Genomic DNA, 14,641 nt, shown 5'->3' with positions numbered 1-14,641 from the left:
TAAAATTATACGCACCCTTGTCTTAATTAATTATTATCAGCTTATTTCATTTCGTCAATGTCGCCGACCGATGATGTGCCGACCCAGGCATCACGTACTTCATCATAGTGGACGTCCGGATCATAAATCCCTGTATCCAAACCAAGTTTATCTGCCGTCAGATCACCGATGGCCTGTTTCAGTTCAAAAACGGCAACCAGTTCGTCACGTTGCGCACGCACCAAGCTTACTTTGGCATCCAGCAGTTCCTGTTCAGCATCCAGCACATCAAGTACGGTACGCGAACCAACGGCTGCTTCACGCTGTACGCCGTCCAACGCAACTTCTGCGGCGCGGATTTGAGCAAGGAACGATTGGATACGTGCCTGAGAGGTTACAAAACCTTCCCAACCAGCATGAGCAGCTTCAATCGCATCCCGGCGCGACTGTTCCATATCCATGCGGCGTTGTGCGGCTGTTTGTTTGGCTTCACGAACCTGGGAATATACACTGCCCTGCTGGTAGAAGGGGATGGTCAGCGACAGGCTGACTTTTGTTTCATCAACACGCGACCCACGTGAAGACGATTCCAGGTTCGTCGTCTGTGTTGTAATCAGGTCCAGTTCCGGCAGCAATTGGCCTGCAACTTCATCGACATTTTCTATTGCAGCTTCTTCATCAAACAAGCTTGCGAGGAATGTCGGGTTATTCTTTGTCGCGCGATCAATGGCTTCATCAGCACTTGTTGGCAAATCGGTTGGCAGTGTCGGGACCTGCAGATCCGTAGGCAGATCACCAATCAGGTTTTGGTAATTAGCACGAGACGATTCCAAATCCCCTTGGGATTGAATACGATCCGCAGTTGATTTTGCATAACGGGCTTCGGCTTGAGAAACGTCGGTACGTGTCAATTCACCCACTTCAAAGCGATCTTTGGTCGCCTCCAGCTGGCGTTTCAGAACGGCTTCGTTGTTTTGGTTTAGTTCCAGAACGGCAACGTCGCGAATGACGTTTGAATAAGCAGTGATCGTGTCCAGAAATACCGTTTGCTCTGTTTCGATCAAGCGCCAGCGGTCTGCTTTAACGTTCGCTTCTGCTTCTGCGGTAGCTGCTACAGTCTGAAAGCCACGAAAAACTGGTTGTGTGATAGTGAAAGCACTGGAAACAGGTGTGATAATCTGTTCACGCTGTGACCCGGTACGGCCGTTGTTGTCGTTAATCGCACGACCAGCAGAACCGGTCCAGGAGACGTCCGGTCGCCAGTTTGCCAAAGCCTGGGAAACCCCTTCATCTGTCGCCCGTACTGCCGCGCGTTCAGATTTCAGTGTCGGGTTGTTCATATAGGCTTTGATGAGTGCTTCATTCAATGTTTCAGCATTCGCCTGTGAAGCAAATAACAGGGCGCTCGCAGCCGCACCGAAAAAGAAGGATTTTCGAAAATTCATTTTATTTCTCATGACACTCACACAAATTTTGCACAGTCTAACCATCTGCAACACGAAAGGCAAAGGATTCAGACACTTGTTACCTAATGTTTTTTACACATAAAAACCTAAATTAAGTGTTTACAGGTAAATCATAATATTGCTTCGTGACATATTTCACACTTCGGTTAATAAAAAGCGCCTCACTTACAATTGCTAAGTTGAGGCGCTTTTATATTGTTTTTCAAAAACTTAAAAGCTAAAGCCTTTGTTGCTTTCAAAGCCAGGCAGCAAGTCCACACCTGCTTCAAGAATGTCGATTTTGGAGAAGGTTTCGTTGTTGCGTGTATAGACAGAAACCGTCGCCATTGTGGAACGTCCGGTGGTGATGCAGACCAAACGACCGCCATCAGCCAGTTGATTCTTAATAGAATCAGGGACTTCATTCACTGCGCCATTCATGGTGATGACGTTGTAAGGGGCCTGTTTAACGACCCCCTCTTTTAATTCCCCCTGCACGACAACTGCATTGTCAATGCCAAGGCCTTCCAGGGTCTTGGTCGCCGTATTTGCCAGTTCTTCATCGGATTCCAGGGCAACGACGGTGCTTGCGATTTTAGCAAGAACGGCGGTGCTATAACCGCTGCCGCAGGCAATATCCAGAACAATATCATCTTCATTCAATTGAGCAGCTTCAAGCATGCGCGCCAGAACCATGGGCTCCATCAGTGTGCGCCCGTTTGCGATTTCGATCGCGTCATCGATATAGGCAATGCCTTTTTTGGCAGTTGGAACAAAAGCTTCGCGTGGGATGTCAGTCATGGCATCTAACACATATGGGTCGGTGACCCGGTTGGTTTTGATTTGACCCTCAATCATGTTGAAGCGAGAAAGTGCATAATCCATAACGAACACCGTATATAAAGATTTAAATCAATAGACTCACTGCAAAACCATAAAATCCGTTTTTTGCATGTGGAATTTATAATCCTCAATTCGGGTTGTGACAATGGTAGAGACGTCTGAAAATGCAAGTTTTTTGGGCTTTGGCAAAAAAAACGTAAAAAAAATGAAAAAAGCCATTGACCCGGACAAGTCATACGACTAGTTTCCGGTCCGCCGATGGATGCACCTAAGTCGTCTTGGACTGGCCAAACTTTTTGGACAGAAATAAGGCGCGGTGGTAGAGTGGTTATGCAGCGGATTGCAAATCCGTGAACAGCGGTTCGAATCCGCTTCGCGCCTCCACTAATCCGACTTAGCTCAGTTGGTAGAGCAGGTGACTGTTAATCACCCTGTCGCAGGTTCGAGCCCTGCAGTCGGAGCCAATTTTTAGGCTTTGAGTGCATCCATCGGTTTTTGATCTTTTGATCCGACTTAGCTCAGTTGGTAGAGCAGGTGACTGTTAATCACCCTGTCGCAGGTTCGAGCCCTGNCAATTTTTAGGCTTTGAGTGCATCCATCGGTTTTTGATCTTTTGATCCGACTTAGCTCAGTTGGTAGAGCAGGTGACTGTTAATCACCCTGTCGCAGGTTCGAGCCCTGCAGTCGGAGCCAATTTAAAAAGAACGTCCCCAGTAACCTGGGGGCGTTTTTTTTTGACCAAAAACATAAAAAAATATAGCAACACACAAATTTTTGTGTTTTTTTCAAGACAAGCGAACAAGAAACCCTTATAGTTCTACTTATGGATTGAAAAAAAGCCGTAAAGGTAGTGTTAGGTCTCAACCAAAGAAATTCTAGCCGAGAAAAACAGAAGGTATATGAAATGGCAAAAACAGCCGAAAAAGAAATCCTCCCTGGTACGAGAGGTAGCGACACCCCCCACCCTGTTGATGTACATGTGGGGCAACGCGTCAAACTTCGCAGAACCCTTATGGGTATGACACAAGGCAAGCTGGGCGAAAGCATCGGTTTGACTTTCCAGCAAATTCAGAAATACGAACGTGGTGCAAACCGTGTGAGTGCAAGCAAGCTTTGGCAGCTTGGTAATGTTCTGGACGTTCCGGTGTCTTTCTTCTTTGAAGATATGCCGGAAAGCGTACGCGAATCCTTCCCTGGTTACGAAGGTGAAACCGCCGAAAGTGATATTCCGGAAGAGCACCTCACGTTGCACCGACGTCAAACACTGGAACTGGTTCGTACGTTCTCACGTCTGCAGGACCCGGTGATTCGCAAGCGTGTCATTGATGTGGTTCGTGCAATTGCGGAAAGTGAAACTGTAAACGCATAAATCACATTATGGTTTGAAAAAGGGATCTCCTGGTTAGGGAGGTCCTTTTTTTATGGGAGAATCCCTTTCCCCACCTTTCGTTTTAAATTGCCGTTTTTTTGTTTCATTTGAGAAAAAACTCTGTAAGATATTAAAACGATTATAAAGAACAAATAAAAACAACTTTATAAGTATCTGTTTCAAAGTAATAATTGGAAGCTGAAGCCAAGATGGGTATCGAAGGGAAACCAGTCAGTTTTAATAAGTGTGGGACCTGTGGTGGGGGCGATGCTGATTCGTCTCTCTGCGCACTTGCACGCTCTGGTCTTCAATCTCAGGAATTGCAACGTGCCAGCAGCTCTTATGTGGTTGGTCAAAATGTCTATCTTGAAGGTGACAGCAGCGAAGGCGTTTACTGTCTTAAGAAAGGCCTGATTGCCATTCGCAAAACAGATGTAAACGGCAATTCAGCGGTTGTTCGTCTGGTGCAACCGGGAGAAGCCTTTGGCCATCGTTCTTTCCTGGCAAATGAAAAACACGCTGGTACGGCTGAAGTGCTGATGGATGCCAAGCTTTGTTTTATTCCAAAATCCAGCCTCGATCACCTACTGTCCCAGTCCCCTGATGTTGCTGTTCGTTTTACCCGCAGAGTTGCAAAAGACCTGCGCGAAATTGAAGAACTTTATCTTTTAACTACAACGCAACCGGTGAGAAAACGTCTTGCGCACTTGTTGTTAGGACTGCGCACGCGCTATGCGCAGGAAGATAAAGCAGAAGATGAGATCCATCTTGAGTTGCCCCTGTCGCGTCAGGAACTGGCCGCTGCAATCGGAACGCGACCCGAAACAATTGCGCGTACCATCAAGAAACTTGAAGAAGACAATCTCGCAATCTTTAAAGGTCGCTTGGTGACCATTCCATGCCTTGAAAACCTGTTGGAAGACATCGAATCAGACGTCTGATTTAAATGAGCCTTCTTTCCTGATTCTTCCCCAACGCTATAGTCTTGATTTTCTGAATGAAAAGGATCATTCTCCCTTTTAGATGCGGTGCAGCATTTGCAGAATAGGCTAAGGGGCGAGATTATGACTATTAGACATTTACAGAAAATGTTTTCACCCGCTTCAATAGCGATTATCGGGGCGTCTCCCAAACCACTGAATATAGGTTATCGGGTCATCCGGAATTTGATGACAGCTGGATTTGACGGTCCCGTTATGCCTGTCAATCCTACTGACAAAGCTATTGCGGGTATCTTGGCTTACCCAGATATTAAGTCCCTGCCGGTTCTGCCTGATTTATGCGTCTTGTGTTCAGATGCACCTGTCGCCCTTGATTTAATCGAAAGCTTGGGGAATCTCGGTGTTAAGGCGGTCATGATTTTGTCTGCAGTGCATAAGCATGATGATAAGATTGCTTATGACGTTCAGGATGTCGCAAGACGATATAAAATGCGCATTCTTGGGCCAAACAGCATGGGCGCGATTATACCTGGTAATAAGCTCAATGCCAGTACGTTGCACCTACCTGTTTCAAAAGGGAAAATTGCGTTTATTTCTCAAAGTGGTGAAATGGCCTCCAGTGTGTTGGATTGGGCCAATGCGCATGGGATCGGCTTTTCACATTTTATCACTTTGGGTGATTGTCATGATATAGATATCGGGGATGTAATTGATTATCTGGGCAGTGATCCATTTACTCGCGCCATCCTGATTTATATGGAAACGATCCATGAAAAGCGCAATTTCATGTCTGCTGCACGGGCTTCTGCGCGTAATAAACCCATACTGGTGATGAAAACCGGGAAATATGAAGAAATGCCCACCATTACCCAATCCCATACTGGGGCGATGGCGCAGAAGGATCTGGTCTATGATGCGGCTTTTGCCCGGGCGGGTATGCTTCGGGTTAATAGTATAGCGGAACTTTTCGCAGGTGCCGAAACCTTGTCAATGAACAAGCCGTTTAATGGGGATCGTCTTGTCATTATAGGAAATGGTGCCGGGTTGAATGTTCTGGCACAGGATCATTTACTGGATGCGGGCGGTACACTCTCCGCTTTTTCGGATGAGATATGTACGAAATTGAAATCAACTCTTCCTGCTGATTCTGTTATTCAAAATCCCCTTGTTCTGGGGGGCGCGACCAGTCCGGAACAATATGCGAAAGCCTATGAAATTATTGCGCAAAGCGGGCAAGCCGATTGCGTTCTTTTCCTGCATGCGCCATCTATCCTGGAAGATACAACCAAGGCAGCACAAGCCCTGGTCGAGGCGCACAAAAAGGTTCGCAAAAGCCTGATCACATGCTGGCTTGGGGAAGAAACAGTGGCTGATGCACGTCATCTTTTTGAAGAAAATGACATTCCAAGCTTTACGTCCCCACGAATGGCCGTCAGCGCTTTTATGCATATCGTGCAGTATCGTAAAAACCAGGTCGCTTTGATGGAAACCCCGGAACGTGTTCCGGCAGAAATTAAACCGGCACGGTCGGTGGTGAAAAATCTTATTCGGCAGGCAGTGGATCAGGGAGAGCGTTGGTTAAAAGAAGCAGATACCAAAGCTATCCTGAAAGCTTACGGCATTGAAATTGTTGCTCCATATATCGTGCAAAATGCGGATGAGGCAATAGAAGTTGCCCATAAAATTGGCTTTCCCGTCGTCGTAAAAATCATGTCGCCTGATATTGTACATAAATCGGATGTGGGGGGCGTTGTTTTATCTTTACAAAATGAAGACCGTGTTGAGCAAGCGATCAAAGATATTACGGATCGGGTGCAGAACTTTGACCCAGACGCCAGAATCGATGGTTTTATCATTCAGAAAATGCATGACCGTCAGAACACTCATGAATTAATTGCCGGGATGACACATGATCCGGTGTTTGGTCCGGTGATTTTATTTGGTCAGGGCGGTACTGCCACTGAAATCATAGCTGATCATGCAATTGCGTTGCCACCGCTAAACATGCGGCTTGCTAAAGACCTGATTTCCAGAACCAAGATCAGTAAATTGTTAAAGGGGTATCGCGACATCCCGGCTGTGGATATGGATGCCTTGTGTCAACTTTTGATCGAGATTTCAGAAATCTGTATCGACTTTCCAGAAATTCAGGAAATGGATATCAATCCGATTTTCAGCTCCGATAAGGGCGCACTGGCTGTTGACGCGCGCATAAGGGTGCAGGAAGTAAGCACACAATTCCCCAACCGTCGCCTGGCTATTCGCCCCTACCCCGCTGATTTGGAAGAAGAATTTACATTGCGTGATGGTCGAAAGGTCTTGATCCGCCCCATTCGCCCGGAAGATGAGCCTGCGCATAACGAATTCCTGAGTAAAGTTACACCAGAAGACATTCGTTTTCGCTTCTTTGGCTCTGTTCGGGAGTTGCCTCATTCAGAAATGGCGCGCCTGACTCAACTGGATTACGATCGTGAAATGGCGTTTGTTGCCCAGGCACCAAATGAAGAGGATGGTCATTTGGAAACTCTGGGCGTAGTGCGAACTGGGACGGATCCCAACAATGAAGATGCGGAATATGCCATTCTGGTGCGTTCTGACCTCAAGGGACAGAAATTGGGGTGGAAGTTATTGAACAAGATGATTGAATATTGCCGCTCTCGCGGGACGACATATTTTACCGGACAAATCCTGCGTGAAAACAGAACGATGATTGATATGGTCAAGGCCATGGGGTTTGAAGTCCGTACAATCATGGAAGAAGATATCGTCGAAGTTAAGCTCAAGCTTTAAAAAATTACTATATTTCCAGTTAACCTTCGGATAATCCTTTGTTGTTATGATTATAAATGGAAGCTTTGGATTTGACCTTTCTACGTAATGTCACTAAAATCCGAAGCAAGTGCACTGAATTTTTGGAGGTCGAACCCGTGCGGGCTCGTTATTTAATAACTACATGTCTTGGCGCTTTGATGGTTGCATCCGTCAGCAGTCAGTCAAAAGGCGCGAGTTTGGAAACAGAACTCAGCCAGATGCTATTGGAACACCCCCAATTGCAGGCCGCCCAGAAAACCACACTGGGTGCAGACAGGGAAATCGACGTTCAAAGTGCAGCAAATCTGCCAACTGTGTCGCTAAACGCGGATTATGGTTACGAACATATTTCGACACCTACGACCCGTTCTGATGCCGGTAAATCTTCCACAGGCAAGATGCGTCAGGTGGCAGGTGTGACAGTTACTCAAAACCTTTTTGACGGATATGCCAAAACATCCGCAGTTCGTACAGCGCGCCTGAATAAGGCAGCGACAGAATCAACGGAACTTGTAACTGAACAAAACCTTATTCTGGAAGGTATTACAGCTTATCTCAATGTGCTGAAACAGTCACGGCGAATTAAACATGCCCGTGAAAACGAGGCAAATATCAAGAAACAAATGGAACTGGAAAACGAACGTGTGCGTCGAGGTTCCGGTATTGGTATTGATGTTTTGAATGCAAAATCGCGCTTGCAGACAGCAATTGAAAAACGTGTCGAATATGAAGGTGAGCTGTCTAAAGCCACGGACCAGTATATTCAGGTCTTTGGTCATGCACCAGATTTGGCTGCGATGATTGCCCCTGCCCCACCTCTGGATATTCTGCCATTGAGCTTGGATGATGCAATTGAACAATCCATTCGCAATAATCCAAACATTCACAAAGCAGAATTTGATGCTGAAAGCGCGGCTGAAAATAAACGCACCGTGCGAGCAGAATATTATCCAACAGTCGATTTGACCGGCACCATGAACTATGAGGACCATAAAAATGGCGTGGATGGTAAACGTCGCGATTACTCCGTTCTTGTAGAGGCGGAATGGGATTTGTTCAGCGGTTTTTCGACGGAGTATTCCATGAAGAAAGCCGTCTACAACTATGCAGCCAGTAAAGATACACATAGCTATGTGTCGCGCAAGATGGTGGAAGCCACGCGTATTGCATGGCATGACCTGGAGACTATTGAGGAGCGGCTTTCCCTGGTTGAGAATGATGTTATCCTGAAAGACGAGATCTTCCTCTCGACGCAAAAGCAACGTGAAAATGGTGCTGAAGGCGTTGATGTGTTGAATGTTCTGGATCGGGAAAAAGAAGTTTACGAAGCCAAGATTAAATATGCTGAGCTTTTCTTTGATCATAAACGTGCGATTTATTCCGTGATGTTGGCAACGGGACAACTGTCTGCTGATACCCTTGCCCTTCAGTAAAAGTTCAAAATCAATTATTTAAAAAGGCCGCTGGAATTTTCCAGCGGCCTTTTTGTTGTTATTTGGTTGTTGCGATAAACACACCGTCCCAATCTGGTCCTGGCGGGTTTTTCTCATAATCCTGCATGCGTTCTTCATAAAGGTCATAAAGGCCATGGTGTTCCATTTTCAGTCCATCAATCATTTGATTGCCGACCTTGATCATCTCACGAACCTTAGCCCATTGCTGGTCACGATAGGCAAGCAGAAGCTCTGCATGATGTTTGGCATATTCGATGAAGTCAGGTTTCTGTGCGACTTTATCATCTCCGAGAACGGAGAAGATACGAACGGCTTCTGTTTTCCCTTTCACCTGAATGAGATCCAGTTCGATACAAGCCAAGTCTTGAACATTCTGATAGGTCGATTCACCAATAACGATGGTTACACCGTATGTTTTAGACTGTCCTTCAAGACGTGATGCCAGGTTTACCGGGTCACCGAGAACGGAATAGTCGAAACGTTGGTCCGATCCCATGTTCCCCACACAACAAACACCGGTATTCAGGCCAATACCAATGCGAAGCGGGATGTGTTTACGCCCTTCTTCCTTGGCTTCTTTTTCCAGTCTGTCGTTTACTTCTACCAGAGAGTCGATCATTTCAAGGGCAGAAATGCACCCTTCTCTTTCATGATTTTCGACATCAAGCGGTGCATTCCAGAATGCCATGATACAGTCACCCATATATTTATCGATGGTTCCCTGGCGGTTCAGGATTACGTTGGTCAATGGTGTCAGGAATTTGTTGATCAGCTTGGTCAGGCCTTCTGCGTCAAATAATTCGGAGATTGAAGTAAAGCCCCGTACGTCACAGAACAACAAAGTCATCGGTCGGTTTTCACCGCCAAGTTTAAGCCCGGATGGGTCTTCGGCCAGACGTTCCACAAGAGCCGGTGACATGTAGTGAGAAAAGGCAGAACGCACTTGTTTCTTCTGCGCCTCTTCTGCGGCATATCCCATATAGGTCAGCTGAACATAAATCCCCAATGTCGCAACCATGGCAAAGCCTGCGTCGAACAATAATCGTTCCTCGGTAAAGAGATACCAGGATGTGGCCCCTGATCCACCTGCGATGACCACGAACAGGATTAATGTCCATTTTGCGCCGATCATCGGCACTAGGATGATCATGATCAGCCCGGCAAACAGGGTCAGCAGGAATTCTGCACCGTTCATATTGTTCGGGCGGCTTAGGAAAGCTTTGTCGACAACCGATTCAATCACATTTGCGTGGACTTCTACCCCGGGCAATGTACCTTCGACCGGGGTTGCCCGGATATCAAGAAGGCCAACAGCTGATGTGCCGACAATGATCAATTTCCCTTTGATCATCGCTGGGTCAACAACACCTGACAGCACATCACGTGCTGAGACATATTTGGCTTTGTCGTGTTTTGAGAAATGCGGCCAGACGCGGCCCTTCTGATCCGTCGGAAGTGTCAGCCCTTTGGTGATTTTAACACTTTCCACGCCACCCTGGTTACTTTTAGCCAGAATGGTTTTACGGCCTGTCACAACACGCAGCATTTCGATGGAAAGACCTGTGTATATATTTTCATCAAATTGAAAAAGCGTTGGAACCCGTCGTACAATCCCGTCTGTCTCCGGGAAGAGAGAAAAGAAACCATGACCAGCAGCCACTGCTTCGATCTCCGGGACGTTGCGCACCAATGAAGGTAGCACGGGGACAAAAGCATGGGGTTTCTGCCCTAGGAATGCGATGGATTTCTTTACTGGGGGGCGATATTCCTGATCTTCAATTTCTCTGTCAAAACCAGCCTGACCCAAGACAACACGAGTTTGCTTGATGATATTTGCAAAATATTGGTCATTGCTTGGCAACTGTCGCAGTTCTTCTTCCAGTGCAGGATCAAGGCCTGTGACATTATCCGCAATCATGCTGGGGGACAGCCGATCCGGTTCAGGAAACGCCATATCGAATGCCACCACAGCAGCACCCATTCTAAAAAGGTTGGCAACCATATCGCCAACCGTGGATCTTGGCCATGGCCATTGGCCGACCTCGGACAGACTTTCTTCATCCAAATCAACGATGGTTACAGGTCGCGTTTTTACTTCACGCGGCTGCATGCGTTGATAGGTATCAAATGTCTTGTTTCGCAAGAATTCAACAGGATATGGATCCTGTGTTTGAATGGCCAGCATCACAATCAGAAACAATAGCCCGGTAAGGCGGGTCATAGAAAAGAATTTACGAATTCTTCCCGGTTTCTTTTTGTCCTTATTTGCACTATCAGCCACGGCCTTTGCCCCTTTATCCATGGAGAAACTTTCACCTATGACAACAGTTCATCTATGCAAGGTCAAGAAAACATATAAAAAAATGGAAAAAATGAGGGGAAAAACAAACTTATAGTGTCGTTTTTTGAATCATTTTGCGCTACATTTCAATAAGATAGAAAGAAACTGCATTGGAATCGTAATGCTGCCACCGAGTTTTGATTGGTTAAAGCCAATTGTGAAGCCCTTGATTAAGACGTTCCGGGAAATTATGGGGATGTCTTTCTTTGTCAATATGTTGGCCCTGGTTGTCCCGGTCTTCGTATTGCAGGTGTATGACCGCGTCGTTTTCCATGCCGGGATAGAAACTCTGCAGGGCCTTGTGATCGGCGTCTTGCTGGTTTTGGTGTTTGACTATTCTTTGCGACAAGCCCGTTCCAAAATTATGCAACGCGTCGCCCTGCGTATTGATGTCGAAGTCGGGCGCAAGCTCTTTCGTCAATTTACATCTGTACCTTTGCAGACATTGGAAAGTAAGCCAGCGGCCTACTGGCAAACGCTGTTTCGTGATGTGGATACGGTTCGCAACACATTAAGTGGCGGGACTGCCATTTTGCTGGTCGATCTGCCGTTTGTATTTTTGTTTCTTGGTCTCATTCTGATGCTAGCGCTGCCCATCGCGTGGGTCTTTCTCATCATCTTGCCCTGTTTCCTGTTTGTCGCCTGGCGATCCGGGAATGTGATGAATTCCGCCAATCAGGAAGAAAAGAAAACCACGCTTAGTCGCGATGATTTGATCGCTGGCGTTATTGCCGGGCGGACAACCGTCAAGGCGCTTGCCATGGACCGTACCCTTGAAGGTACATGGGAAGAACGTCACGCAGATAATATTGAAAATTCAATCATTCGGGGCGGCAAGGCAGATGCTTACACCAATCTTGGTATGACCTTAACACTGATGACCACAATTTCCCTGACAACGGTCGGTGCGATTGCGATCATTAATCAGGAACTGACCATGGGGTCCTTGATTGCGACCAACATGCTTTCTGGTCGTTTGCTCGGCCCTATGAACCAATTGGTCGGGTCCTGGCGATCTTTTTCCGGCTTCAAGCAATCGGTTGAACGCCTGGGTGTTCTCTTTGCAATGCCGATTGAACGTCAGGAAAGCGAAGTGAAAATGAGCCGACCAGAAGGCCATATTTCCCTGGATAAAGTGACCTTTAAATATAGCGAGGAACTGGAACCTGTCGTTGATGGCGTCAGTTTTAATCTGAAACCGGGAGCCTTGACGGCACTTGTTGGGCGAAATGGCAGTGGCAAAACAACTTTGATTAAACTGCTGCAGGGCCTCTATGTCCCGGAAAGTGGCCGAGTGCTGCTGGATAAAGCAGATATCAAGCAATTTACGCGTTATGAACTCGCTAGCTGGATTGGCTATGTGCCGCAGGAATGCGCATTGTTACATGGCACGGTTCGTGAAAACCTGGTCTTTTCACGCCCTGAAGCAACAGATGAAGAAATTATCGCGGCCTGTCAGGCAACAGGTGTGCATGATACGATCATTGATCTGCCCGAAGGTTATGGCAGTGATATCGGTGAAGCAGGCCGTCGTTTATCCGGCGGGCAGAAACAGCGATTGACCATTTCACGTGCGCTGTTGGGGAATCCCCCTGTCCTTCTGCTGGATGAACCGTCTGGTAGTCTGGATCGTCAGGCGGAAGAAGAACTCCGTGATTTACTGGCGAAACTTGCTGAAGATCACACTATTATTCTTGTCACGCATAGCCCGGTTTTGTTGGGGGCATGCGCGAACATGATCGTGATGGACCATGGTCGGATCGCTTTGGCCGGACAAACCAAGGACGTCTTGCCAAAACTGGCGGCTAGTGCGCAGCAGAAAAAGCAGGAAGAGCCGAAAACAGTGCCTTCGCCGACACAAACGCCAATGCCTAAAGTTGCGTCCAAACCGATTAAGGGGGCACCTGCGTCGAAGGCAAAGACTACTGCACCCAAGCCCGTTGCAGAACAACCCAAGCAGGCCGTTAAACCAACAACAACTGCAAAACCTTCACCCAAACCAACACAGGCCCCTGTGCAGCAAAAGACCATAAAGACCGGCGTCCAGCCTTACAATGTGAAGGGAGAAAAATAATGTCTCGCCTTGATACACTTGTTCAGGAAAATTCCGTAAACCGAAGAAGCCCGTTGGTGCTGGCGATTATCGGCGGCCTGGTTGGCTTTGCAGTCTGGAGCTTTTTTGCATATCTGGAAGAAGTCTCCGTCGCCATGGGGGAAGTTGTCCCGCAGGGCAAAATCAAAGTCATTCAACATTTGGAAGGCGGTATCATTACGGATATCCATGTTCAACAAGGCGATGTGGTGCGCAAAGGTGCCGAACTTGTGCAGCTGGATCTGGGGACAGGCGGGGTGAACAAGGAAGAATTGGAAGTTCGTCTGGACGGCCTTTTGTTAAACCGTGCACGCCTGGAAGCCGAAGCCACAGACGGTGACTTAAACTTGCCAGAGGAGATCGTAGAAGCACGCCCTGGTATGGCTGTTGCGACGGAACGTTCTTATCAGGCGCGCTTGCGTGACCTGAATTCCCGCCTGAAGGTGTTGAAAGACAAGATGCGTCAGCGCGAACTGGCCGTTGAAGAACTCGAAAAGAAAATGGATAACACGCGACGAAATCTGAATCTCAGCAAACGTCGCTTTAATATGTCCAGCGACCTGTTGAATGATAAGCTGACGTCTAAAATGGATCACCTGAAGCTGGAATCAGAAGTTCAAAAGCTGGAAGGTGAATTACGCACACTCAAGACTTCAATTCCAAAGGCCAAGGCAAGTGTGGCGGAAGAAATGTCGAAGATTGATGAAGAGAAAACTGCCTTCCAGCGTGAAGCCCTGGAAGAACTGGGTACCGTAGAGCAATCTATTGCACAGACGTTGGAGCTTCTTTCAAAAGCCACGGATCAAGGTATTCGTGCCCTGATCAAAAGCCCAATTGATGGGGTGGTGAAGAATATGACCTACAACACCATCGGAAATGTGGTCAGCGCGGGAGAACCGATTATGGAAATCGTCCCTATTGGCGAAAACCTTGTGATCGAAGCCCGTCTCAACCCGATTGACCGTGGTTATGTGGAAGAAAATCAGGATGCGGTTGTGAAGATCAATACCTATGACTTTGTGCGTTACGGTAGTCTGGAAGGCAAGGTTATTCATGTGGCACCCGATTCTACAACATCACAGGAAGGTGAGACCTATTTTCGCGTGATCGTGCAGACGGAAAAAACCTATCTTGGTGATAAGGAAGGAACTTATGAGATCACGCCGGGGATGGAAGCGACCGTGGATATTCACACAGGCGAGAAATCAGTTATCGAATATTTGATTAAACCAGTTCTTAAAATGAAACACGAAGCATTTCGGGAACGATAATGATGAATACGTTATCATTCTGTTAGCTTTTTAAATGCATAATGGTAACTAATAGCTTATTGTAAAAGCGTTTAGTACGCGTTTAGATGTTTGGG

9 protein-coding genes and 4 tRNA genes are annotated in these 14,641 nt (G+C 47.1%); 10 read left to right on the top strand and 3 right to left on the bottom strand.

The genetic code is table 11. The annotated features are described in order from the left end of the window. Nucleotides 1-41: 41 nt before the first annotated feature. The gene (locus RYZ26_RS04030; protein ID WP_317681873.1) at nt 42-1,424 is read right to left on the bottom strand and encodes a TolC family outer membrane protein; all 1,383 of its coding nucleotides are present in this window, start codon (nt 1,422-1,424) and stop codon (nt 42-44) included. Between the two features lie 231 nt (nt 1,425-1,655). Continuing rightward, nucleotides 1,656-2,309, bottom strand: a complete 654-nt coding sequence (locus tag RYZ26_RS04025; protein WP_317681872.1) for a protein-L-isoaspartate O-methyltransferase family protein — start codon at nt 2,307-2,309, stop codon at nt 1,656-1,658. 268 nt (nt 2,310-2,577) lie between these two features. Between RYZ26_RS04025 and RYZ26_RS04020 the strand changes: the two genes are divergently transcribed. The 8 genes from RYZ26_RS04020 to RYZ26_RS03985 all read left to right on the top strand — a co-directional run bounded on the left by RYZ26_RS04020 (nt 2,578) and on the right by RYZ26_RS03985 (nt 8,821). After that, nucleotides 2,578-2,651: transfer RNA gene (locus RYZ26_RS04020), tRNA-Cys, on the top strand. A gap of 4 nt (nt 2,652-2,655) precedes the next feature. Further along, nucleotides 2,656-2,731 (top strand) — tRNA-Asn (locus RYZ26_RS04015). Between the two features lie 51 nt (nt 2,732-2,782). After that, nucleotides 2,783-2,840: transfer RNA gene (locus RYZ26_RS04010), tRNA-Asn, on the top strand. A gap of 44 nt (nt 2,841-2,884) precedes the next feature. Next, nucleotides 2,885-2,960 (top strand) — tRNA-Asn (locus RYZ26_RS04005). Between the two features lie 211 nt (nt 2,961-3,171). Next, complete coding sequence (locus tag RYZ26_RS04000) at nt 3,172-3,636, top strand: helix-turn-helix domain-containing protein (protein WP_317681871.1); 465 nt, start codon at nt 3,172-3,174, stop codon at nt 3,634-3,636. Nucleotides 3,637-3,845: 209 nt separating this feature from the next. Continuing rightward, a complete protein-coding gene (locus RYZ26_RS03995) occupies nt 3,846-4,577 on the top strand; it encodes a Crp/Fnr family transcriptional regulator (RefSeq protein ID WP_317681870.1) in 732 nt (243 codons plus the stop codon). Between the two features lie 123 nt (nt 4,578-4,700). Continuing rightward, nucleotides 4,701-7,367 carry a bifunctional acetate--CoA ligase family protein/GNAT family N-acetyltransferase gene (locus tag RYZ26_RS03990; RefSeq protein ID WP_317681869.1) on the top strand — a complete coding sequence of 889 codons (2,667 nt, stop codon included), beginning with the start codon at nt 4,701-4,703 and terminating at the stop codon, nt 7,365-7,367. A 179-nt stretch (nt 7,368-7,546) separates the two neighbouring features. Beyond that, on the top strand, nt 7,547-8,821 hold the full coding sequence (locus RYZ26_RS03985) for a TolC family outer membrane protein (RefSeq protein WP_317681868.1): 1,275 nt from the start codon (nt 7,547-7,549) through the stop codon (nt 8,819-8,821). A gap of 58 nt (nt 8,822-8,879) precedes the next feature. Here RYZ26_RS03985 and RYZ26_RS03980 read toward each other — a convergent pair whose 3' ends face one another. Then, the gene (locus RYZ26_RS03980; RefSeq protein ID WP_317681867.1) at nt 8,880-11,144 is read right to left on the bottom strand and encodes a CHASE2 domain-containing protein; all 2,265 of its coding nucleotides are present in this window, start codon (nt 11,142-11,144) and stop codon (nt 8,880-8,882) included. A gap of 235 nt (nt 11,145-11,379) precedes the next feature. Between RYZ26_RS03980 and RYZ26_RS03975 the strand changes: the two genes are divergently transcribed. Beyond that, on the top strand, nt 11,380-13,257 hold the full coding sequence (locus RYZ26_RS03975; protein ID WP_317681866.1) for a peptidase domain-containing ABC transporter: 1,878 nt from the start codon (nt 11,380-11,382) through the stop codon (nt 13,255-13,257). Beyond that, complete coding sequence (locus RYZ26_RS03970) at nt 13,257-14,546, top strand: HlyD family type I secretion periplasmic adaptor subunit (protein WP_317681865.1); 1,290 nt, start codon at nt 13,257-13,259, stop codon at nt 14,544-14,546. Before RYZ26_RS03975 ends, RYZ26_RS03970 begins: the two co-directional genes overlap by 1 nt. Nucleotides 14,547-14,641: the final 95 nt, after the last annotated feature.

The sequence above is a fragment of the Terasakiella sediminum genome, from assembly GCF_033100395.1.
In the GTDB taxonomy this organism is placed as follows: Bacteria; Pseudomonadota; Alphaproteobacteria; order Rhodospirillales; family Terasakiellaceae; genus Terasakiella.
Note: the sequence above shows the minus strand (reverse complement) of the source record. Positions and strands in the feature narration are given on the sequence as shown.